The sequence below is a fragment of the Nocardioides seonyuensis genome (genome assembly GCF_004683965.1).
In the GTDB taxonomy this organism is placed as follows: domain Bacteria; phylum Actinomycetota; class Actinomycetes; order Propionibacteriales; family Nocardioidaceae; genus Nocardioides; species Nocardioides seonyuensis.
The window spans coordinates 2,440,441-2,460,945 of the sequence record NZ_CP038436.1; the positions used below are offsets into that span (position 1 = coordinate 2,440,441).

The following is a 20,505-nucleotide window of genomic DNA, read 5'->3' on the forward strand; positions in this document are numbered from 1 at the left end:
CATGGCGGACGTCCTCGTGGTCGCCGACGACCTGACCGGGGCCAACGCGGCTGCGGCGGGTTTCGCGAGGGCGGGCTTCCGTGCCGTCACCGCGAGTGCCGGCGAGCGCGCGGAGGTGGTGGCCGAGATGGTGTCGAGGTTCGACGTCGTCGTGGCCACCACCGACAGCCGTCACCTCGAACCGGCCAGAGCGCGCGAGCGCGTCGGCCGAGTGGTGCGGGCGGGCTGGCCGGCGCGGCTGGTCTGCAACCGCATCGACACGACGCTGCGCGGGAACGTCGGTGCCACCACGCGGGAGGTGCTGGACCGCGTCGCCGAGCTGACCGGCTCCCGGGTCGTCGCCCTCTGCGCCCCCGCGCACCCGGGAGCGAACCGGCAGACCATCGGCGGCATGCAGCTCCTGGACGGGCGTCGTCTCGAGGACACCGAGGTCGCGCGCGACGCCCGGACGCCCATCCACACCTCCGACGTCGTCGCCCTCCTGCGCGAGCAGGCCGACCTCGAGGTGGTCGCCGTACCTCTCGACGCCGTGACCGGGGACCTCGACGCCCTGGCTGAGACGATCAGGCAGCACCTCGATGCTGGTGCGGAGGTGATCGTGGCCGACGCGACGACGGTCGAGCACCTCGACCGGCTCGCCGCCGCCGCGGTCGCGGCCACCGCCGGCACCGAGACCGTGTGGACGACCACCGATCCCGGACCGGCGTCCGTGGCGCTCGCAGCTGCACTGGGGCTCGCCGAGTCCGACCGGGGAGCGCCGCTGCTCGCGCTCTCCGGCTCGGCCACCGAGCTCACCCAGCTGCAGCTGCGCCAGCTCGTGGCGGAGCGCGGGGCCCGCCCGCTCCGTACGGCGGGGCGCCACGCCGTGCCCGACGTCGACGCCACCGTCAGGATGCTCGACGACGCCCTCGCCGAGGCCGACCCAGGCGACATCGTCGTGCTCGCCACCGTCCTGGACGACTCCGACCTGTGGTCGCCCTCCTCGGAGGAGGCCGCCCGGATCCCGGTCGCGCTGGCCCGCGCTGCGCGGCGGGCGCTGGAGAGCCGCCCGGTGGACGGCGTCTTCACCACCGGGGGAGACGTCACCGCGGCACTCCTCGCTGAGCTGGGCTCGCACGGGCTCGAGATCTCCGACGAGGTGGTGCCGCTGGCCGTGGCCGGGTCCCTGGTCGGCGGTCCCTGGGACGGCCTCCAGATCGTCACCAAGGGCGGGCTGGTCGGAGACGCCCGCACCACCATCGAATGCCTCGACCACCTGCGTGGGCAGGTCGAGGCCCACCGTCGCCAGGTCACCGCCGCGGAGTCCCGCGAACGCACCTGACCGCGATCCAGACCTCACCCGACAGCCCAAGGAGAGAGAAACACGATGACCCGACACGTACTGGCCCTGACCCTCGGCGACCCGGTGGGCATCGGCCCCGAGATCACCGCCAAGACCCTGGCAGAGCAGGCGGGCGCCACCGACCACCACGGTGTCGCCGTGGGTGATCCTGCCGCGCTGCGACGCGGCGCGGAGGCGATGGGCCTCGACGTGGAGGTGCGCGTGGTCGACAGCTTCGACGTCGAGCCCGCCGCGGGCGTCATCGACTGCTACGACATCGGCGTCCTCGGCGACGACCTGCCCGAGTGGGGCGTGGTCGACAAGCGCGCGGGCCTCGCGGCCGTGAAGGCCATCGAGGTCGCCACCCAGGCCGCGATGGACCAGAAGGTCGCCGGCATCGTCACCGGGCCGATCAACAAGGAGGCGATCTGGGCGGCCGGCTCCGAGCACCTCGGTCACACCGAGATGCTCGGCGCCCTCACCGGTGTCACCAAGCAGGACACCATGTTCGTAGTCCGCAACGACGCTGCTGGCGGCCACCACCTGCGGATCTTCTTCACCACCCGCCACGTGTCCCTGCGCAAGGCTTTGGACCAGATCACCAAGGAGACCGTCGGCGAGTCGATCGTCAAGGCCCACACCGCCCTCAAGGTCTTCGGCGTCGACAACCCCCGGCTCGCGATCGCCGCGATCAACCCCCACGGTGGCGAGAACGGCGCCTTCGGCGACGAGGAGATCGTCCACCTGGCACCCGCGGTCGAGGAGGCCAGGGCCAACGGCCTCGACGTGGCCGGGCCTGTCCCCGCCGACTCGGTGTTCCACCAGGGTCTCGTCGGCAGGTACGACGGGGTCCTCTCGCACTTCCACGACCAGGGCCACATCCCGGCGAAGACCTTCGACTTCGACGGCACCATCTCGGTCACGGTCGGCTTGCCGATCCTGCGCACGTCGGTCGACCACGGCACCGCCTTCGACATCGCGGGGTCAGGGAGGGCCGGCCACGGGACGATGCTGTCGGCCTACCTGGCGGCGGTGGACTACGCGCCGTACGTCGATAACATCCGGGCGACGTACGGTTCCTGACGGCCAGGAGTCGGGGGCAGGAGATCCGTGACGGGCGGCACCAACGTACGACGCGCGACCCAGGCGCGGCACGACGCGATGGTCGCTCTCGTCCGCGAGGGCGAGGCCAGTGTCGACGTGCTCTCCGAACGGCTCGGCGTCTCCGCCTCCACGGTCCGACGTGACCTCGCGACGCTGCAGCGGGACGGCAGGCTCGCCAGGACGTACGGCGGCGCCCTCGCGCGCGAGGTCTTCCACGAGCGCTCCTTCTCCGAGAGTGAGCAGCTCAACCTCGAGGCGAAGTCCTCGATCGCCGCGGTGGCCGTCGACCTGGTGCCGGCGGAGGGCATCGTCTTCATCGACTCCGGCACGACCTGCCTCGCGCTGGCGCGGCTGCTCGTGGCGCGCGGGCCGCTGACCGTGGTGACGCGGGGCCTGGAGTCGGCACTCCTCCTGGCCCGGGCCGACGACATCGACGTGGTGCTGCTGGGCGGTCGGGTCCAGCCGCTCAGTCACGGGGTGATCGGGCCGCTGGCTGCGCTGGCGCTGGACCGCTACCGCTTCGACGTGGCCTTCATGGGTGCCGACGCGATCGACCCCGCGCGGGGGCTGGGGGAGCCGACGGTCGACGAGACCTGGATCAAGGAGCGCGCGTCGGCAGTGGCCGACAGGGTGGTCGTCCTCGCCGATGCCTCCAAGCTCGATCAGCAGGCGCCTGCCTGGGTCGCGATGGGTCCGTCCTGGACGCTGGTGATGGACGCGGCAGCTCCCGCGGAGGATCTCGACGCGCTGCGCGACCAGGGAGTCCAGGTCCTCGTCACGTGAGAGGGCCTACACGTGACGGGGCAGGTGCTCTGCCGCAAGCCGTTCGAGGTAGAACGCTGCGTCGCGCATGCTCGCCTCGGGCGTTGGCGCCAGGTCACTGATCGCGTAGGCGGCCTCGATGCCTGCCCTCTCGAGCTCTCGGGCAGCGAGCTCATTGACCCCACAGACCGCCACCACCCGGGCTCCTGCCTCGCGAGCGAGGCGGGTCACGCCGATCGGCGCCTTTCCGCGCAACGACTGTGCGTCCAAGGTGCCCTCCCCGACGACGACCAGCTCGACCCCCTCGAGGTGGCGCTGGAAGTCGAGCAGGTCGAGGACGAGCTGGATGCCAGGTCGCAGGACACCTCCCAACGCGGCGACCACCGCGAAGCCGACCCCGCCGGCGGCACCAGCACCCGCGGAGTCACGCAGGTCCTTCCCCGTCTCGTCCGCCAGAAGGTCGGCGAAGTGGGCCAGGTTGGCGTCGAGAACCGTCACCTGGCCGCCGGACGCGCCCTTCTGCGGCCCGTAGGTGACGGCAGCTCCGTGGGGCCCGGTGAGCGGGTTGTCGACGTCGCAGGCGACGACCAGCTCGACCTCCCGCACTCGCGGGTGGAGCGTGCTCAGGTCGAGCGCAGCCAGGTCCCCCAACGCCCCGCCGCCGTGGCCGACGTCCTCACCCTGGCGGTCGCGCAGTCGCGCGCCGAGCGCCTGCAGCAGACCGGCCCCGCCGTCGGTGCACGCACTGCCGCCGATGCCCAGCACGAGGCGTCGTACGCCGGCGTCCAGGGCGGCCGCGACCAGTTCGCCGGTCCCGCGGCTGGTCGCTGTCATCGGCGCGAGCTCCTGACCGGGCAATCTCGCCAGCCCAGAGACGTCCGCCATCTCCACGATGGCAGTGTCATCAAGACGACCCCAAGCGGTGTCCACCTGCTCACCCGTCGGGCCGGTCGCGCGGGCGGGTACCCGCTCGTAGCCTGCGGCGACCGCTGCGTCGAGGGTCCCCTCACCGCCGTCCGCCACAGGCAGGCAACGCACCTCGACATCCTGCCGCGGAGGTGCCGCCGCGTTGAGTCCGCGTCGGAGGGCGCGGGCCACCTCCGTCGCGGTCAGCGACCCCTTGAACTTGTCCGGCGCGACGAGGACTCGGGTCATGGCGCCATCCAAGCAGGAGGAGGGTCATCCCAGCCGTCGACAATCCCGCGGAAGTAGGGTGCGGCGCGTGGAGCAGCCCGTCCCCCTCACCGAGCGCGAGATCACCCAGCGCGTCCCACTGACCAACCCGGACGGACGCCTCAACCGCGACGCCGTCGGCTGGACGCGCACCCCGCTGATCACCACCGACGGCATCGGCCGCGGTCGCATGGGCCGTGGTCGTGTCGGACGTGGCCGCAACAAGCGCTGGGAGTACTGGGGCGTCATCACACCCACCCACGTCGTCGCGCTGGTCCTCTCCGACATCGACTACGCGGCCGTGCACGGCATCTGGGTGCTCGACCGTCGGACCGGTGAGGAGGTCTCGCACGACGCGATAGGGATCGGGGGTCGCAGCGCCACCCTGCCCGGCACTCTCGGCGCCGGACCCTCCCGGGCCCGCACCCGGAAGGTCCGCATCGATCTCGACGAGATCGACGGCGGCACCCGCCTCCGTGCCGAGGGCGAGCGCGTACGCGTCGACATCACCGCGCACCGCCCGCCCGGGCACGAGAGCCTCGGGGTCGTCGTACCGTGGACGGACCGGCTCTTCCAGTACACCGTCAAGGACGTGGCGCGGCCGGCCGCGGGCGCACTCTGGGTCGACGGTGTCGAGTACGACGTCCCGGCCGACGAGTCGTGGGCGGTGCTCGACCACGGGCGCGGCCGATGGCCCTACTCGATGCACTGGAACTGGGGCGCCGGGTCCGGTCGCACCGACAGGCGCGTCGTCGGCATCCAGGTCGGCGGCAAGTGGACCGACGGCACCGGCACCTGTGAGAACTCGCTGCTCGTCGACGGGCGGCTCACCAAGATCAGCGAGGAGCTGGTCTGGCGCTACGACACCGACGACTGGATGGCTCCGTGGCGGGTGTACGGCGACGCGGTCGACCTGACCTTCACGCCGTTCCACCTCAAGCGCTCGGTCACCGACCTCAAGGTGTTCTCCTCGCGCACCCACCAGTGCTTCGGCCACTGGTCAGGGCGCGTGCGCGACGAGTCGGGGGAGTGGGTGCACCTCGCCGACCTGGTCGGGTGGGCCGAGGACGTGCGCAACCGCTGGTGAGGGGTACCGCGCAGGCATGGACACACGGCGCGTGCTGGACGGCCTCGAGGCAGTGACCCCGTGGCAAGAGGAGCTCTACGCCCACCTGCACCAGAACCCCGAGCTGTCCATGCAGGAGAAGGAGACCGCAGCAGAGGTCAGCCGCCGCCTGGAGTCCTTCGGGTACGACGTCCAGCAGATCGGCGGGGTCGTCGGCGTGCTCGCCAACGGGGAGGGACCCACCGTCCTCTTCCGCGCCGACATGGACGCGCTGCCCGTCAAGGAGGCGACCGGCCTGCCCTACGCCTCGACGAGGACGGCCGTCGATCCCCAGGGCGTCACCGTGCCGGTCATGCACGCGTGCGGCCACGACCTCCACGTCGTGGCGGCCCTCGGGGCCGCCAGCCTCCTGGCAGGTCATCGGGACGCCTGGTCCGGGACCTACGTCGCGCTCTTCCAGCCGGCCGAGGAGACGGCGGCAGGCGCCCGGTCGATGGTCGATGACGGACTGGTCGAGAAGATCCCGAAGCCTGACGTGGCCCTCGCCCAGCACGTCATGGCAGTCCCGGCGGCAGGAGAGGTCGGCACCACGGCCGGGCCGATGATGTCGACGGGCGCGTGCATCCGGGTGAAGGTGTACGGCGAGGGCACCCACGGGTCCATGCCACACCTGGGCATCGACCCCGTCGTGCTCAGTGCCGCCATCGTGACGCGACTGCAGACGATCGTGGCGCGGGAGATCGCGCCGTCTGACTTGGGGGTCGTGACCGTCGGCAGCCTGCAGGCCGGGACGAAGGCCAACATCATCCCCGACGACGCGACCATGCTGCTCAACATCAGGGCCTACGACCTCGACGTGCGCGAGAAGCTGCTGACCGCGATCGAGAGGATCGTGCGAGCCGAGTGCGAGGCAGCCGGCAGCACACGGCCGCCGGAGATCGAGCTCTACGAGAGCTTCCCGCTCACGGACAACGATGCCCCGGTCAACGCGAAGGTCACCGAGGCCTTCGTCGCGCACTTCGGACCAGACCGGGTCAAGCGCCTCGACCCGCTCACCGGTCCGAGGACTTCAGCGTCATCCCGGACGCGTTCGGTATCCCCTACTGCTACTGGGCCTTCGGCGGCTTCACCGCCGACCAGCGCCCCGTCCCCAACCACAACCCCGGCTTCGGGCGGCGATGCAACCCACGCTGACCACGGGCACCGAGGCTGCGGTGACGGCCGTGCTGTCGTACCTCCAGAGCTGAGGTTGCGGGTCCACGCCGACAACTGGGTCTCGTGACACGACTTCGTCGTTCCTCGACCATCGGGTGAATTCGTCGTTCAGGCGAGCCCGTGCTCGTAGGCGTACGCCGCCGCGGCGGTGCGGGAGCCGACGTCGAGCTTGCCGAAGATGTTGGAGAGGTGACGTGCGACGGTCTTCTCGCTGAGGACCAGCTCGGCCGCGACCTGGGGGTTGCTGCGTCCCGCCGCGACCAGGCGCAGCACCTCCGCCTCGCGGGCGGTCAGGCCACCGGGGAGCGCCGCCGGTGCCAGCAGTATCGAGGCGAGGTCCGCCATCGGTGTCGCTCCCAGCCGGCGGAAGACGGCACGCGCGGCGGTCAGCTCGCGCTCCGCCGAGGAGTCGTCCCCCTGTGCCAGGAGACAGCGGGCGGCCAGCAGCCGCGCCACGGCGGCGTCGTACGGCGCAGTCGCCTGCGCGTAGAGCTGGTGGGCCTTGCGCAGGTAGGGGAGGGCGCCGGCGGGATCCCCGGCGGCCAGCTCGACGGCACCCATCGCCCGGGCCGCGGCGGCGGAGAGCACTCGGGCGCCGAGCGAGGCCGCCACGTCCGAGAGCTCCTGGGCCAGAGGGCGCGCGCGGTCGACGTCGCCCGACGCGAGCAGCACCTCGATCGCAGCGGGCAGCAGACGGCAGCGCTGCACCGGCCCGGCCGGCGCGCCGAGCAGACGATCGACCGCCGCCAGCGCCGCCGTACTCCTGCCACTCGCCAGCCAGAGCAGCGCCAGGCCGGGCTGGGGGTCCAGGCCGAGGTCGGCCGCACGCTGGTAGGCGGCGTCGGCGCCCTCGAGGTCGCCGCGCAGGCGCAGGAGGTCGCCGGTCTCGACGGCGGTGAGTCCCACGGCGTCCGGCGTGCCGAGCTGGCGGTAGCGGTCGGCGGCGAGTGCGTACTCCCGCAACGCGTCGTCCCAGGCCCCCTTCAGACGCAGGAGCTGACCGCGGTGCACGGCGCACTGGCCGGTGAAGGCGAGCAGCCCGGGTTGCGCGTCGCACCACCGCTCCAGGGCGGCCGTCCACTCGGCGACCCGGCTGAAGTCGCTCACCTCCTGACAGCCCTCGATGGCGGTGCAGAAGACGTGGCCGGCGATGAAGGGCGAGACCTCGCCCGAGACCACCCGCACCATCGCGTCGTCGAGCAGGGCGAGACCTTCGCCGAAGTCCCCGGAGTAGAGCGCCACCCGGCCACGGGCGCAGGTGCTCATCGCGAGCAGGTCGGTGTCGTGGAACCGCCGGGCCGCCTCGTAGGCGTCCTCGGCCCGAGACCCGGCCGTCTCGAAGTCGCCGGCGCCAATGGCCTGGAACATCAGCAGGAACGCCACCCAGCCGCGCTCGGCGCAGTCCTCGCCGACCTCGTCCACCAGGGCCACGGCCCGGCGGCACCAGCCTGCGGCGAGCGCCGGCTCTCCGTGGGCTGCGGTGTTCATCGATAGGTGGAAGGCGCACCGCGCCGCTCCGCGCAGGTCGCCCGCGGCCTCACACGCGACGACGGCGCGCTGCAGGGCGAGCACGAGGTCGTCGTGCCGGCCGACGAGCCCGGCCGTCGTGCTGAAGTGGTCGAGCTCGGCGGGGCTGAGCCCGTCGAGGCCGGTGTCGGACCATGCCTCGTAGGCGGCCTGCCAGTCGCCGCGCGCGAAGTGTTCAGCGGCCTGCTCCACGGTCCTGAGCGTACGGCGGATCAGGCCGCGTGGGGCAGGTCTGCCGTCGACTTCGCCCGGGTGCGCGAGCGTCGTACCACCTGGTCCGCGACGTAGGCGGCGTCACGGCCGACCCCGGGCAGCAGCATGGAGCTGAAGGAGTACTGGAAGGACATGCCGCAGAAGAAGAGGCCGGGGGCGTCGGTGGCGACGCCCCGCTTCTCGCGCGGCCAGCCGTCGTCGCCGGTGATCGGGAGGTCGATCCAGCCGAGCTCCTGGCGGAAGCCCGTCGCCCACACGACGGTCGCGACATCGCGGGGAACGCCGTCGACGACAGGCCGGCCGTCGCGGACCTCCTCCACCCGGCTGGTCACGCGCTCGACCCCTCGCTCGAGCAGGTCGCGGCGCTTGACGCGCAGCATGGGCCCACCGTGGTGTCGCACGTGAGCCATCACCTTGCGACCCAGCGGAGTACGGCGCGTGAGCACGTGCCGCCACGCGAAGAGCACCACGGGGAACAGCACCTGGAACAGGGGTGACTCCAGCCGGGGTGGGATCTCCCCGCAGTCACGCCCGGCGAGGATCGTCGGGTGCGTCTCGACGAGCTCGTAGGCGATGTCGGTGCCCGAGTGGCTGGCGCCCACGACGAGCACCGAACCCTCGCCGAGCTGGCTGGGTCGCCGGTACTCGCTCGAGTGGAGCTGCAGGATCGCCGGGTCGAGATCGGCGGCGACGGCCGGAATGCTCGGAGTGCGGCCGAACGTGCCGGTGGCGACCACCACGCTGCGGCACCGCAGTCGTCCGCGGTCGGTGGTGACGACGTATCCGTCGTCGTCGCGGTCCAGGGCCTGCACGCGGGTCTCGAGCCGCACCGGGAGGTCGAAGGTCCGGGCATAGGTCTCGAGGTAGTCGCCCACCGCGTCCTTGCCCGGGAAGCTCCATCGCCGCCCCGGGAACGGCAGGCCGGGGAGGCCGTCGACGTGGGCAGGGGAGTAGAGCCTCAGGCTGTCCCACTGTCGACGCCAGTTGTCACCGATGCGCGACGCGGCGTCGAGGATGACGAACGGGATGCCGCGCCGCTGGAGGTGGTAGCCCGTCGCGAGCCCGGCCTGGCCGGCGCCGATGACGACTGTGTCGATGTCAGTGTCGAAGGTGTCCATGCGTCGAGGATTCGTCCCGGGGCGCCGACGGCGCATCGGGCGCGATACCCATTCCCGGCACGTGGAGCATGGGTGGGTCTACCCAGGTCTCGTGACACGACTTCGTCGTCACTCGACCACCGGGGCTGGGCGGCGCCAGGCCGGGGTGCTGTCCACCTGCTCGAGGATCCGGAGCAGCACCCGGTCGGTGTCCGCCACCGTCGTCTCCGTGGTGATGGGAGCGGTCAGAAGCTCGTCCACACTCTCGGGAGGGGTCGCGCCGGCCGCGCGCGCGGTCGCGACGACGACTCGGGCTGCGGTGAGGGCTGCGGCCCGGCGCATGCTGATCACGGCTTCGTACGTCGCGGGCCCGCCTGCGGCGGCGGGCACCTCCCACGCGGCCAGGACGGCTGCGAAGCCGCGGCTCACGGTGACGACCGTCCACTCACGGCGCATCGGCGAGTCGGCCGGCAGCTGGCAGCGCGCAGGTCGGGCCTGAGGGTCGGCGGGGAGGTCGGCGTCGAAGTCGGCCAGCACGGCCGACCACGTCGCCGTACGGGCCAGCTCGTCCCACCGGTGCCGGGAGCGGGCGAACACGTGCCCCTCCTGGAAGGTGCCCAGGACCACCGAGCGGTCTGCGCGAGCCAGGCACTCGTCCTCGATCGCGTGGGAGGCAGCCAGCAGGGTGGCCTTGGCCAAGCGCTGCGGGCGCAGGTCGGGGAACTCGCGGATGAGCGTCGCATGCACTGACTCGTCGTGCTGCTGGCGGGATCGCTGCAGCACGCCGTCGACGGCGAGGTTGAGGGGGACTCCTCGCTCCCGGGCCTCGAGCACCTCCTGGACGAGCAGGACGTCGGCGTCGGTGAAGCGTCGATGACCCGACGTCGTACGACGACCCGTGGGAAAGCCGAAGCGGTTCTCCCAGGTGCGCAGCACGTTGGGAGTGACCCCCGTCCGCTGTGCCAGGACGCCGATGCTGAAGTCGTCGGTCACGTGCGCTCTCCGAGCTGGTAGGCGAAATCTCTGGTCGAAACCACTGGTCAAAACCCCTGCAGAGAGTTATACATGTTTGTAGAGATATCTGCAATCCAACCCTCAGGAGCCCGCCATGTTCACCATGATCCTCATCAGCTCGGTCGCCGTCTTCGTCGCACTCCTCGGCAGCGCCCTCATCTGGGGCCTGGACGCCCTTCGCGCCGACGAGATCGAGCGTGCGACGCTCCCTGCCGTCGACCCGCCCGCAGCACTGCCTAGTCGAGCTCGCTGAGGTCGGGGGGCACGTCGACCGAGTGCGCCCGCAGCACGTCGAGGGGTACGACGTCGAGCGCGCGCTCGGAGGTGGCGGCCAGGACGACCGGGGCGGCGACTCCGGCGTCGTACGCCTGCAGCCAACGGACCGCCACGACGCACCACCGGTCGCCCGGGACCAGCCCGGGGAAGCCCCACTCGGGGCGGGCCGTCGAGAGGTCGTTGCCGACCGAGCGTTGGTGGGCGAGGAACTCCTCGGTCATGACGGCGCAGACGGCGTGGAGGCCGACGTCCTGCGGCCCGACCGTGCAGGTGCCGTCGCGGTAGAACCCGGTGACGGGGTCGGTGCCGCACAGCTCCAGGGCGCCACCGAGGACGTTGCGCTCGTTCACGGGCCAAGCATGCCGGACTGCCGGTCGGGCTAGTCGCGGTCCCAGGGAGCCTCGTCGCCCATCTTGGCGTAGTACTTGGCGAGATGGCTCTTCACGCGGTCGACGTCCTTGGACGGCAGGTCGACGCCGCCACGACCGCCGGCCATCACGTTGCCCGCCGCCATGACGCCCCGAGGGACTGCGTGGAGTCGACCGTCGACCACGTCGGCGACGAGCAGCTTGTAGGCGGTGAAGTTGTCCTTGTTGTCGGCGTCGTACCAGACGTGGGCGTCGCGGTACTTCTCGTTCGGCTCGTCCTCGGCGCCGGCCCACTCGCGCACCCTCTTCTCGGCGGCATCACCGTCCCACTGGCGGTCCCGGTCGGCGAGGGGCAGGTCCTGGAAGCTCGTCACGGCCATGCCTCCAACATGCAACGGTCCTCGTCGGGACGCAACCCTCCGGCTACGGTCGAGGGATGGACGTACGCGGAGTGCTGACCGAGGGGTTCGGGCGGGTCGCCGAGCTCTACACCGACATCGCCGACGGCCTCGACGGGGAGTCGTTGCACCACCGCCCCGACGGGGGAGGGAACCCGATCGGCTGGCTGCTGTGGCACCTGGCCCGGATGCAGGACGCCCAGGTCGCGGACCTCGCGGGGGAGAGTCAGAGGTGGCAGAGGTTCCAGGACAGGTTCGGCCTGGACAACGGCAGCGACGACGTCGGCTACGGCCACACGAGCGAGCAGGTGGACGGCATCCGGATCGAGGACCTCGACCTGCTCAGGGAGTACCACCACGACGTGACGCTGGCGACCGCCCGCTACCTGCAGACCGTCGACGAGGCCGAGCTCGAGCGCGAGGTGGACCAGTCCTACGACCCGCCGGTCACAGCCGGGGTGCGGCTGGTGAGCATCCTGGCCGACGCCCTGCAGCACCTCGGCCAGGCGGCGTACGTCAAGGGGCTGCTCGGGCGCTAGGTGGCCGATCGTGCACGCCAAGGGCACGGATTGGTGCACCTGCACCATGCGTCGAGCGGGTCGCTGCGCCCACCCTCGGCAGCATGACACTCACCCGTGAACACACCACGACCACCACTCCACCTCTCTCCCGCGCGGCGCGCATCGGTGCCGGCACCTGCCTGGTCGCCGCCGGCCTCACCAACGGCCTGGCTCAGTACGTCGGCGAGCTCCTCACCTCCGACCTCGACGACTTCAGCGACCAGATCCGCTGGGGTGCCGAGCACCCCGTCGTCCACACCGCCGAGCAGACGGCGTTGCTGGTCAGCATGCTCGTGCTGCCACTCGGCCTGCTGGGCCTGGCCCACGTGACCCGCTGGGCCTCGCCACGCCTGACCGCCGTGGGGATCGTCCTCGCGCTCTGGGGCATGTGGGGCTTCCACAACATCGTCGCGCTGGGGTACGCCGCCGGCACCGTGGCGCCGGGAGCCATCGGGACCGACTCCGCGGTCGCGCTCAACGACGGATTCCTCGACCACCCCGGCACGATCGTCATGGCGCTCTTGCCGCACCTGCTGGGGTCGTTCCTCGGTCTGCTGCTGCTCGCGATCGCCGGCCTGCGCAGCATCTCGCTCCCCAGGACCCCGCTGCTCCTTCTCGTGGGCTTCCTCGTGTGGGACTTCCTGCTGCCCTCGTCCGGGCCTCTCGAGCCGCACCTCCTCCTGGCGGTCGCGATGTGTTGGCTCGGTGTCGCGGTGCTGCGGATGCCGCAGGCCGAGTGGGTTGATCCGGGACACGAGACCGGGGACAGGCCGATACTGGCCGGGTGACCCCACGCCATCCGGTCCTGGCCGTGGCCGCTGCCGCGGTGATGCTCGGAGCCGTGCTGGCCACGATCGCCACGAGCTCCGAGGGTGCCCTGTGGAAGATGTTGCTCGTCGCACTCGCGCTCGGACTGCCAGGAGCCTTCGAGGCCACCGAGCACCCGCGCAACCCGGTCGGGTGGCTGCTGCTCGCCGTTGCGTGCGTGCTGTCGGCGAGCGCAGTGGCGGCACAGGCCGACTGGTCGGGATCCGCCGGCGAGTGGACCGCGTGGCTGGTCGAGCGCGGGGGAGCGATCGTCGTACCGCTCATGTTCCTCGCGCTCGTGCTCCTGCCCGATGGCCGTCTGCCGTCGACGCGGTGGCGTCCGGTCGTGGTGGCGGCGGTCGGGGTGCAGGTGGCCGTCATAGCCGCCTGGAGCATGGTGGAGGCGGCGTCCGGTGTGCCGAACCCGCTCGGCGTCCTGCCGGCGTCATGGTCGGACGAGCTGGACGCCGCGGCCGTGTGGCTGCTGCAGGCTCCGTTGCTGCTCGCGGGGGTCGTGATCGCCGTCCGGCTGCGGCGACCGGCCGAGCGGGCCGGGCTGAGGTGGCTGCTGGGCGGTGCGCTGGGCTTCGCTGTGCTCGCCGGCATCGGACATTCGTTGCTGCCGTCGGCGGCGGACGCCCTCGACGTGCTGGGTGCACTGGTGCTCGGCGGTGGACTGGCCGTGGCGCTGCTCCACCGCTCCGCACCGGCTGCCGCGTCCACGTCGTCGCAGGTGGAGTACGACGACGAGCGGCTGTCGGCGCTGTCGGCCCGGGAGCGGGAGGTGCTCGCCCTCGTCGCAGAAGGACTGACGAATCGCCAGATCGCTGAGCGCCTCTTCATCTCCCCGGTGACCGCCCGCAACCACGTGAGCCGGATCCTCACCAAGCTCGACCTGGAGAACCGGACCCAAGCCGCCACGTGGCTGTCGCGGAGGGCGGTGGACTGATGTGACCATTCACCCGAAAATATGATATCAATTTGTCATCACATTCCGACGAGTCACATCTCCACCGGGGGGACGAACCATGGACGACCAGCACACGACCCAGGCCAACGAGAGCCAGGCCAACGAGAGCCAGGCCGACGAGACCGAGGACAGCGCCCCGGCCGGACACCCGGTGGGGCACGACGGCACGCGGGTGGACGTCACCGAGCGCACCGCCTGGTCGGTGGACGGCTTCGCCGGACTGGCGGTGTCGCTGCTGCTCCTGGGGCTCGGCACCTGGCTCTTCGTCCTGGGTGTGCGGGCCGCTGAGGCCGACGAGGGCGGGCTCGGCGGCATGGTCGGCGGCGTCGTGCTCTTCGTGGTCGGCTGCGTGCTCGCCGCCTCGCTGACCATCGTGGCTCCCGGCCAGACGCGCGTGGTGCAGTTCTTCGGCCGCTACGTCGGCACCGTCCGCAAGCAGGGGCTGCGGATGATCGTGCCGCTCACGACGCGGCGCAACGTGTCGGTGCGGGTGCACAACTTCGAGACCCACGAGCTCAAGGTCAACGACGCGGACGGCAACCCCGTCAACATCGCGGCGATCGTCGTGTGGCAGGTCGCCGACACCGCCCGGGCGACGTTCGCGGTCGAGGACTACCCCGACTTCGTGGCAGTGCAGTCGGAGTCGGCGCTGCGCCACGTCGCGATGAGCCACCCCTACGACAACGCCGCCAACGAGGTCACCCTGCGCGGCGACACCGAGATCATCTCCGCCGAGCTCGCCGCCGAGGTCGCCGAGAGGATCGCCCTGGCCGGGCTCGAGGTCATCGAGGTGCGCATCTCGGCGCTGGCCTACGCCCCCGAGATCGCCCAGGCGATGCTCCAGCGCCAGCAGGCCTCCGCGGTCATCGCGGCGCGCGAGAAGATCGTCGACGGCGCAGTCGGCATGGTCGAGAGCGCCCTGGCACAGCTGGAGCAGAAGCAGATCGTCGACCTCGACCCGGAGCGCCGGGCCGCCATGGTGTCCAACCTCCTGGTGGTGCTGTGCTCCGAGCGGGGCACGACCCCCGTGGTCAACACCGGGTCGCTCTACACCTGATCGGGCCGGGACATGGGCGAGGACGCGGGGACACCCAAGCGGGGCCAGGAGCGCAAGTCCGTGCTCCTGCGCCTCGACCCTGCCGTCCACTCCGCCCTCCAGCGGTGGGCCGCCGACGAGCTGCGCAGCGTCAATGCCCAGGTCGAGATGGTGCTGCGGGACGCCCTGGCCAAGGCCGGCCGCGCGCCCCGCGACGCCGGGCCCGTCCCGCGGCGTGGTCGACCACCCAAGGGTCCGGACGGAACGGACAGCGACGAGCGCTAGGAAGCCCTTGTCATGCCCCGCTCCGCGGCGCATCGTGGGACCAGCAACCACGTGGGATCTGCAGCCACGTGGGATCTGCAACCGAGCGAGGCAGGTGATCAGCGATGCAGGCTCAGGTCGGTGACCGGCTGGTGGCCGAGAGCAACAGGGTGGACTCGCCACGGCGCGAGGGCGAGATCGTCGAGGTGCGAGGCGAGGGCGGTGGCCCGCCGTACGTCGTGCGCTGGGCCGACGGGCACGAGGGCCTCGTCTATCCGGGGGACGACGCCCACGTGGTGCACGCCCAGGACTGACAGGGACACAGCCCTGACGGCTCACCTGCGGGCGACGACGGCCTCCCACACGCGCTCACCACGGTCGTGCCCGCCCAGCTGCCGGGTGACGTAGGCGGCGCCGTAGCCGGCAGCGGGATCGGCCCAGGCGGAGCTGCCGCCGGCCCCGCCCATGCCGAGCTCGACGATGCCGTCGTCCTCGCTGAGCTGGAACCCCAGGGTCCACGTGACCGGACGGTCCAGGAGCGCGTCGTGTCCTGTGACCGCGGGGGAGACGTAGGCCTGCCACAGGTCGTGCCCGAGGCGCCCGGCCACCGCGCCGTCGGGGCGCACCACGTCGTCGTAGAAGCGGGCCAGCGCCACGGCGGACGCGTGCAGCGCCACGGCGGGGAAGGGAGTACGACGCAAGCGCGCGGAGCTCAGCACCGCGGGGTCGAGCAAGCCGGGCGGTCGACCCAGCGCGGGCCCCCAGCGGTCGTCGCGGAGATACCCCGACCGCCACGAACCGTCGGGGTCGACCATGCTCGCGACGCGGTCCAGGTCGCGGTCCTCGACCCGCAGGTGGAGGTCCCACCCACCGGCCGCGGCGATGCGCGCGAACCGGTCGGCCAGCGGCTCCCCGGTGGCTCGGCGCAGCACCTCGTCGAGGAGGTGGCCGTAGGTCAGGGCGTGCTCGGCGACACCGGCACCCGGGGCGTGCGCGGGGGCGGCTGCCGCGAGCATCCCGACGAGGGTCTCGCGATCGTCGTACTCGACTCCGGTCGCGGCCTCGGGGAACGTCGGCAGCCCCGCCTGGTGCGAGAGCAGCTGGCGCATCGTCGTGCCCTGCTTGCCCGCCACCGCGAACTCCGGCCACACCGAGGCGACCGCCTGGTCCAGCGCGAGGTGTCCCTCGGCGACGGCGTCCAGGAACGCGAGCGCCGCGAACGGCTTGGCGACCGAGAACGTCATCACCAGCGTGTCGGAGGTCATGGGCTCGACCCCGTCCCGCGTCCCGGCGGCGTGGTCGACCTCGAGCACGCCGCCGCGGACGACGGCCACCGCCGCACCTGACTCGCGACCCGAGGCCACGAGGTCGTCGAGGACGCGGGCGGGATCTACGTGCACGAGGCAGGACGGTAGTCGTCGCCGTCCAGCAGCCCAGCGCGACCTACTCGAGCAGGTGGTCCAGGACCCTCCCCATGACCTCGTTGCGGTCCGCCGGTGTGGCGATGCCCTCGAACCCGAAGCCCATCAGCAGCGAGTTGGGCGTCGTGATGGCGGCGCCGACGGGGAAGCCGCTGGCGTCGGTGGCGATCCAGTCGTTCGCGTTGGCCGAGCTGCCCTCAGGCGCCCCGGGGGTGGTCCAGCCGTCGAGGCCGCTCTCGAAGGACGTCGAGGTGCCGTCGGGGTGGGTCACGTCGTCGACGAAGGCGCCGAGGTTCTGCGTGCCCCAGTCGCTGGTGTAGGTGATCGAGACCTCCACCTCGCCGCCGGCCCAGTCGCTGAGGTCGACGCTCCACTCCTGCCACCCGGCCGAGTTGCCCGAGCTGGCGTGCCACTCGCCGGTCGAGCCAGTCGGCGTGCACGTCTCCGTCGCGGGGTCGTAGGTCTGGTAGTGGTCGAGGTGCGGGTGCAGCTCGCGCCAGCCCGAGGCGCAGCTCTCGCCCGTCGCCTGGCTGGTGTGGCCGTTGGCATCAGGCAGCGTCGTCCAGTCGTCGCCGTTGGGCGTGCGGGCCTCCACGAAGACGTAGTCCCAGTCGGCCTCGGTGTCGAAGGACGTCCAGAAGTCCAGGCTGCCGCCGCCGGCCGGCACGGTGACCGTCCTGGTGAGGCGCTTGTAGGACACGTCGGCGATCTGGCTGTAGACGAACTGCTCGCCCGTGTGGGGGTCGAACGGCCCGCCCGGCTTGGCCCAGCGTGCCGACGGCGCGCTCTCGAACTGCGGGAACCGGTCCACCGGCAGGATGCCGCTGGTCGCGATGAACGACGCCGTCGTGGTCTGGTTGTCGGCCGACTGCGGTCCGTTCATGGCCCAGTCGAGCCCGGTGAGCGGGTCGTCGATGCCGGTGACGCCGTGGATGCTGCCGTCGTCGGCGTGCCCGTCCCCGGGGATGGCGAGGTAGCCGCCGAACCAGTACTGCAGGACGTCGTTGGTGCCGTCACCGGATCCGCGCAGTCGCAGGCAACGACGTGTGTCGACGCCCTCGGGGAGCGGGTTGCAGGCGATGGTGCCCTGCGGGTCGTAGAACTGCGTGCCGACGGCCGCGGTGTACTGCTGGCCGGCCCAGTCGCCGGTGTAGAGCACCTTGCCGCCTTCGTTCATGTAGGCGCGGAACTCCAGCATCTCGTCGAGCGCGAGCCGGTCGACGTTGCCGGCGCCGCGGCCCGCCGTGCGGGTCACGATGTCGTCACCGGTGTACCAGATGACACCGTCGTAGTGGCTGAGGACGCCCAGTGCGTCCGGGGCCACCCGACCCTGCGCGTCCACGTCGTAGACGTCGGCCGGCTGGCCGTTGGCCGTCAGGGCGTTGAGGTAGTAGTCGAGGTAGTGCGGGCCGGGCGACTGCGCGGGCGAGGCGCCGGTGTAGTCCTCGGCGGCGACGACCAGGATGCGGTTGTCGTTCTCGGACACGGCCTTGTAGGTGAAGGACTTGCTCCGCTCGCCGCCGCCCTCGAACCACACCTTCACCGAGTCGCCGGGTTCGGTGCCGGTCACGGTGCCGCGCACCTGGTGGTAGTGCGTGGAGGTCATGCCGAAGCGCTCTCCGCCCTCCCACTCGGTGGTGGGGGAGGACTGCGTCGGACCGCCGTTGATGCTCCACTTGGCAGTCACCGCGCCGAGGCTCCGCTTGGCCAGCACGGCGACCGGTTGCGGGTCGCCGTAGGACTTGGCGAAGCTCAGCTGCACGCTCGGGATGCCGGACTTGTAGGCGTCGTCGCTCTCGAGGTAGAAGGGCTTGGTGTCGATGCCCAGGGTCGACTTCGGGTCGTCGGGGTCGGCCGCGGAGGCGGCCACCGACTCGGCGAAGGGCAGGTTGCGCTCGAACTCCTCCTGGACGAGCTGCTCGTCGTCGGGGAAGACGAAGCCGCAGCCGGGGCAGCCGGGCGAGAGCTCAGGGGTCCATGCGAGGGTGCCGGTCGCCTCCTGGGCGTAGCCGTCGACCTCGCCGTTGGTGATGTAGAGGACGTCGGAGGACAGGCCGGGGTGGAAGTCCTCGATGGCGGGCTCGTCGAGGTTGCCCGAGAGGGCGTAGTAGATCGGGTCGTCAGCGGTGGGGGTGCCGATCTGCCAGCCGTCGTTGTAGAGCAGCCAGCGGCCGTTGGAGTGGTAGTTGACCATGAACTCGGCCTTGGCCGTCTCGAAGAGCTTCATGGCTGCCTTGGTCTCCGGCTCCGAGGCAGGGGAGGGCCCGCGGTAGGTCTCGCTGCTGGGGATGTCGGAGGACCCCTCGTTGTCGTAGCCCCAGTGGGAGGGGAAGTTGCGGTTGGGGTCGACGCCGTCGCCGACCTGGGTCGTGCCGTCGCCGTTGTTGTCGCGCAGGTTCTTCCGCCACAGCCGCTCGTGGTCGAAGGTGTACTGGTAGCCGTCGGGGTTCATGACCGGCACGAACCACAGCTCGGTCTTCTGCAGGAGCTTCTTGGTCGCCTTGTCGTTGGACAGCCAGCGCTGGAGGTAGGTGTCCATCAATCGGCGGGTGACCTCGGGTGCGATCCACTCGCGGGCGTGCTGGGTCGCGCTGAAGATCGCCGCCGGGCGCGAGCCGTCCTTCTGGCCGCGGGCGCCCTGGGTCATCTTCAGCGCGAGGATGTCGCGGCCCTGGTAGGTGGTGCCGAGCTTCACCAGCTTGGTGACGCCGGGGTACTTGCGGGCGGTGGTGGTGAGGATGTCGTGGTAGCCGCCGGGCTCGTCGTAGGACCGCCACACGTTGTAGCCGCTCGCCGCCTGTGCGGCCGCGAACTGGCGCACGGTCCTGCCGCCCTTGACGCGCGCCAGTCGTACGTCGATGCCCTCGGCCCGCAGCTTGGCGGCCTCCCGCCTGGTCAGGACCAGGTCGACGCGCGTCGTGTCGCCGGTGGGGTGCGCCTCGTGCAGGTCGTAGCCCTGCTGGGCGAGCAGGGTCAGCTGCTCGGCGGTGACGCCGCTGGCTGTGTAGCCGTCGAGCCGCTGCTGCTCCGCCGGCGCGGCTGACGGGGCGGGCGTCGTGGACGACGGCGGGGCGAGGCCGACCCCGAGGGCGGCGACCACGGCCGCGACGACAGAACCCGAAATGAGACGACGCATGACTACCTCCGAGGCGGTGTGATGCAGGTCACAATGCCACGCGAGGGTCCGCCCGGATAGCCCCAAAATGCGGGGCCTACTGTGGCGGCGTGGACCACGTCTCTCCCGCCGCCGCTCGTGGGTCGCGCCGACGCGAGCGCACGCGGGCCCTCCTGATCGAAGCCGCCGAGCAGCTGATGTCGCAGCGGGCGCCCGAGGAGATCCGCATCGAGGACGTGGCCGCGCAGGCCGGGATCTCGCCCGCCTCCGTCTACGTCCACTTCGGGACCAAGGACGCGCTCATGGCTGCGGTCACCGAGCGACTGCTGGCGGTGGCGACGGAGTCGCTGCGCTCGGCCTACGCCGCCCAGACGTCCCCGCTCGAGCGCTTCGCCGGTGTGGGGGCCGCCTACCTCAGGCTCCTGCTCGACCACCCCGCGGTCGTGAAGTACCTGACCGTCACCGGTGAGCGCGGCCCCCGGACGGCGGTCGAGACCGAGGTGGTCGAGCGGTTCAGCCGGCTCCGGGGCGAGTTCGAGGAGAGCATCCGGGCCGCGGTCGAGGCCGGCGCCATCCGACGCGTCGACCCCGAGCTGATGTCGTACTTCCTCTTCGGCGCCTGGAACGGCGTGGCCGCCCTCGGCCTGCGGCGCGACGCGCTGGCGATGTCGGCCGAGCGCGTGGAGCAGGCCGTGGTCGAGGCGGGACTGGTCCTGCTCGAGGGCCTCATCGTGGAGGTGCCGCAGACCTGAGCGAGGCCCGGTCTTGGCGAGACGGGTGCGCACCGAGTTAACTGGA

Annotated in this window: 21 protein-coding genes; 13 read left to right on the forward strand and 8 right to left on the reverse strand. The window is 71.6% G+C overall.

Features of this window, described 5'->3' with window-relative positions:
- The first annotated feature begins 1 nt into the window (after window position 1).
- From EXE58_RS11875 to EXE58_RS11885, 3 genes are read left to right on the forward strand one after another with little or no spacing between them, the layout of a single operon-like run.
- Window positions 2-1,321: a four-carbon acid sugar kinase family protein gene (locus EXE58_RS11875; RefSeq protein WP_135268085.1), complete on the forward strand. Its 1,320-nt coding sequence runs from the start codon at window positions 2-4 to the stop codon at window positions 1,319-1,321.
- A gap of 45 nt (window positions 1,322-1,366) precedes the next feature.
- Window positions 1,367-2,404, forward strand: coding sequence for a 4-hydroxythreonine-4-phosphate dehydrogenase PdxA (gene pdxA / locus EXE58_RS11880; RefSeq protein ID WP_135268086.1), 1,038 nt, complete (start codon window positions 1,367-1,369; stop codon window positions 2,402-2,404).
- A gap of 27 nt (window positions 2,405-2,431) precedes the next feature.
- Complete coding sequence (locus EXE58_RS11885) at window positions 2,432-3,208, forward strand: DeoR/GlpR family DNA-binding transcription regulator (RefSeq protein WP_208543991.1); 777 nt, start codon at window positions 2,432-2,434, stop codon at window positions 3,206-3,208.
- A gap of 6 nt (window positions 3,209-3,214) precedes the next feature.
- Here the strand turns inward: EXE58_RS11885 and EXE58_RS11890 are convergent, their stop codons facing one another.
- Window positions 3,215-4,342: a glycerate kinase gene (locus tag EXE58_RS11890; RefSeq protein WP_135268087.1), complete on the reverse strand. Its 1,128-nt coding sequence runs from the start codon at window positions 4,340-4,342 to the stop codon at window positions 3,215-3,217.
- A gap of 67 nt (window positions 4,343-4,409) precedes the next feature.
- Here EXE58_RS11890 and EXE58_RS11895 point away from each other — a divergent pair, with 67 nt between their 5' ends.
- Window positions 4,410-5,447: a DUF2804 domain-containing protein gene (locus tag EXE58_RS11895; RefSeq protein WP_244242190.1), complete on the forward strand. Its 1,038-nt coding sequence runs from the start codon at window positions 4,410-4,412 to the stop codon at window positions 5,445-5,447.
- Window positions 5,448-5,463: 16 nt separating this feature from the next.
- On the forward strand, window positions 5,464-6,708 hold the full coding sequence (locus tag EXE58_RS11900; RefSeq protein WP_244242191.1) for an amidohydrolase: 1,245 nt from the start codon (window positions 5,464-5,466) through the stop codon (window positions 6,706-6,708).
- 41 nt (window positions 6,709-6,749) lie between these two features.
- Here the strand turns inward: EXE58_RS11900 and EXE58_RS11905 are convergent, their stop codons facing one another.
- The 3 genes from EXE58_RS11905 to EXE58_RS11915 all read right to left on the reverse strand — a co-directional run bounded on the left by EXE58_RS11905 (window position 6,750) and on the right by EXE58_RS11915 (window position 10,471).
- Window positions 6,750-8,360 carry a LuxR family transcriptional regulator gene (locus EXE58_RS11905; protein WP_208543992.1) on the reverse strand — a complete coding sequence of 537 codons (1,611 nt, stop codon included), beginning with the start codon at window positions 8,358-8,360 and terminating at the stop codon, window positions 6,750-6,752.
- Between the two features lie 20 nt (window positions 8,361-8,380).
- Entirely contained in the window at window positions 8,381-9,499 is a 1,119-nt protein-coding gene (locus tag EXE58_RS11910) for a flavin-containing monooxygenase (protein WP_135268090.1), read from the reverse strand.
- A 108-nt stretch (window positions 9,500-9,607) separates the two neighbouring features.
- On the reverse strand, window positions 9,608-10,471 hold the full coding sequence (locus EXE58_RS11915; protein WP_167288851.1) for a DICT sensory domain-containing protein: 864 nt from the start codon (window positions 10,469-10,471) through the stop codon (window positions 9,608-9,610).
- Between the two features lie 115 nt (window positions 10,472-10,586).
- Here EXE58_RS11915 and EXE58_RS19525 point away from each other — a divergent pair, with 115 nt between their 5' ends.
- Entirely contained in the window at window positions 10,587-10,745 is a 159-nt protein-coding gene (locus EXE58_RS19525) for a hypothetical protein (protein WP_167288853.1), read from the forward strand.
- On the opposite strand, the gene EXE58_RS11920 is transcribed toward EXE58_RS19525, so the two are convergent.
- Both EXE58_RS11920 and EXE58_RS11925 read right to left on the reverse strand, forming a co-directional pair.
- Window positions 10,729-11,118, reverse strand: a complete 390-nt coding sequence (locus EXE58_RS11920; protein WP_135268092.1) for a DUF2237 family protein — start codon at window positions 11,116-11,118, stop codon at window positions 10,729-10,731. The two genes, EXE58_RS19525 and EXE58_RS11920, sit on opposite strands and share 17 nt — an antisense overlap.
- A 29-nt stretch (window positions 11,119-11,147) precedes the next feature.
- Window positions 11,148-11,516, reverse strand: a complete 369-nt coding sequence (locus EXE58_RS11925; RefSeq protein ID WP_135268093.1) for a hypothetical protein — start codon at window positions 11,514-11,516, stop codon at window positions 11,148-11,150.
- A gap of 56 nt (window positions 11,517-11,572) precedes the next feature.
- Between EXE58_RS11925 and EXE58_RS11930 the strand changes: the two genes are divergently transcribed.
- The 6 genes from EXE58_RS11930 to EXE58_RS11955 all read left to right on the forward strand — a co-directional run bounded on the left by EXE58_RS11930 (window position 11,573) and on the right by EXE58_RS11955 (window position 15,485).
- Window positions 11,573-12,073, forward strand: a complete 501-nt coding sequence (locus EXE58_RS11930; RefSeq protein ID WP_135268094.1) for a mycothiol transferase — start codon at window positions 11,573-11,575, stop codon at window positions 12,071-12,073.
- 83 nt (window positions 12,074-12,156) lie between these two features.
- Window positions 12,157-12,882 carry a hypothetical protein gene (locus tag EXE58_RS11935; protein ID WP_135268095.1) on the forward strand — a complete coding sequence of 242 codons (726 nt, stop codon included), beginning with the start codon at window positions 12,157-12,159 and terminating at the stop codon, window positions 12,880-12,882.
- Window positions 12,879-13,850, forward strand: a complete 972-nt coding sequence (locus EXE58_RS20095; protein ID WP_244242192.1) for a helix-turn-helix transcriptional regulator — start codon at window positions 12,879-12,881, stop codon at window positions 13,848-13,850. The genes EXE58_RS11935 and EXE58_RS20095 overlap by 4 nt, the downstream gene beginning before the upstream one ends.
- Before the next feature lie 79 nt (window positions 13,851-13,929).
- Window positions 13,930-14,928, forward strand: a complete 999-nt coding sequence (locus EXE58_RS11945; RefSeq protein WP_135268096.1) for an SPFH domain-containing protein — start codon at window positions 13,930-13,932, stop codon at window positions 14,926-14,928.
- 12 nt (window positions 14,929-14,940) lie between these two features.
- The gene (locus tag EXE58_RS11950) at window positions 14,941-15,192 is read left to right on the forward strand and encodes a type II toxin-antitoxin system antitoxin (protein WP_135268097.1); all 252 of its coding nucleotides are present in this window, start codon (window positions 14,941-14,943) and stop codon (window positions 15,190-15,192) included.
- A gap of 104 nt (window positions 15,193-15,296) precedes the next feature.
- Window positions 15,297-15,485, forward strand: a complete 189-nt coding sequence (locus tag EXE58_RS11955; protein WP_135268098.1) for a DUF1918 domain-containing protein — start codon at window positions 15,297-15,299, stop codon at window positions 15,483-15,485.
- Window positions 15,486-15,506: 21 nt separating this feature from the next.
- On the opposite strand, the gene EXE58_RS11960 is transcribed toward EXE58_RS11955, so the two are convergent.
- On the reverse strand, window positions 15,507-16,571 hold the full coding sequence (locus EXE58_RS11960) for a serine hydrolase domain-containing protein (RefSeq protein ID WP_135268099.1): 1,065 nt from the start codon (window positions 16,569-16,571) through the stop codon (window positions 15,507-15,509).
- A gap of 43 nt (window positions 16,572-16,614) precedes the next feature.
- Window positions 16,615-19,728, reverse strand: coding sequence for a M14 family metallopeptidase (locus tag EXE58_RS11965; RefSeq protein ID WP_135268100.1), 3,114 nt, complete (start codon window positions 19,726-19,728; stop codon window positions 16,615-16,617).
- A gap of 89 nt (window positions 19,729-19,817) precedes the next feature.
- On the opposite strand from EXE58_RS11965, the gene EXE58_RS11970 reads away from it, so the two are divergent.
- Entirely contained in the window at window positions 19,818-20,459 is a 642-nt protein-coding gene (locus EXE58_RS11970) for a TetR/AcrR family transcriptional regulator (RefSeq protein ID WP_135268101.1), read from the forward strand.
- The last annotated feature ends 46 nt before the right edge of the window (window positions 20,460-20,505 follow it).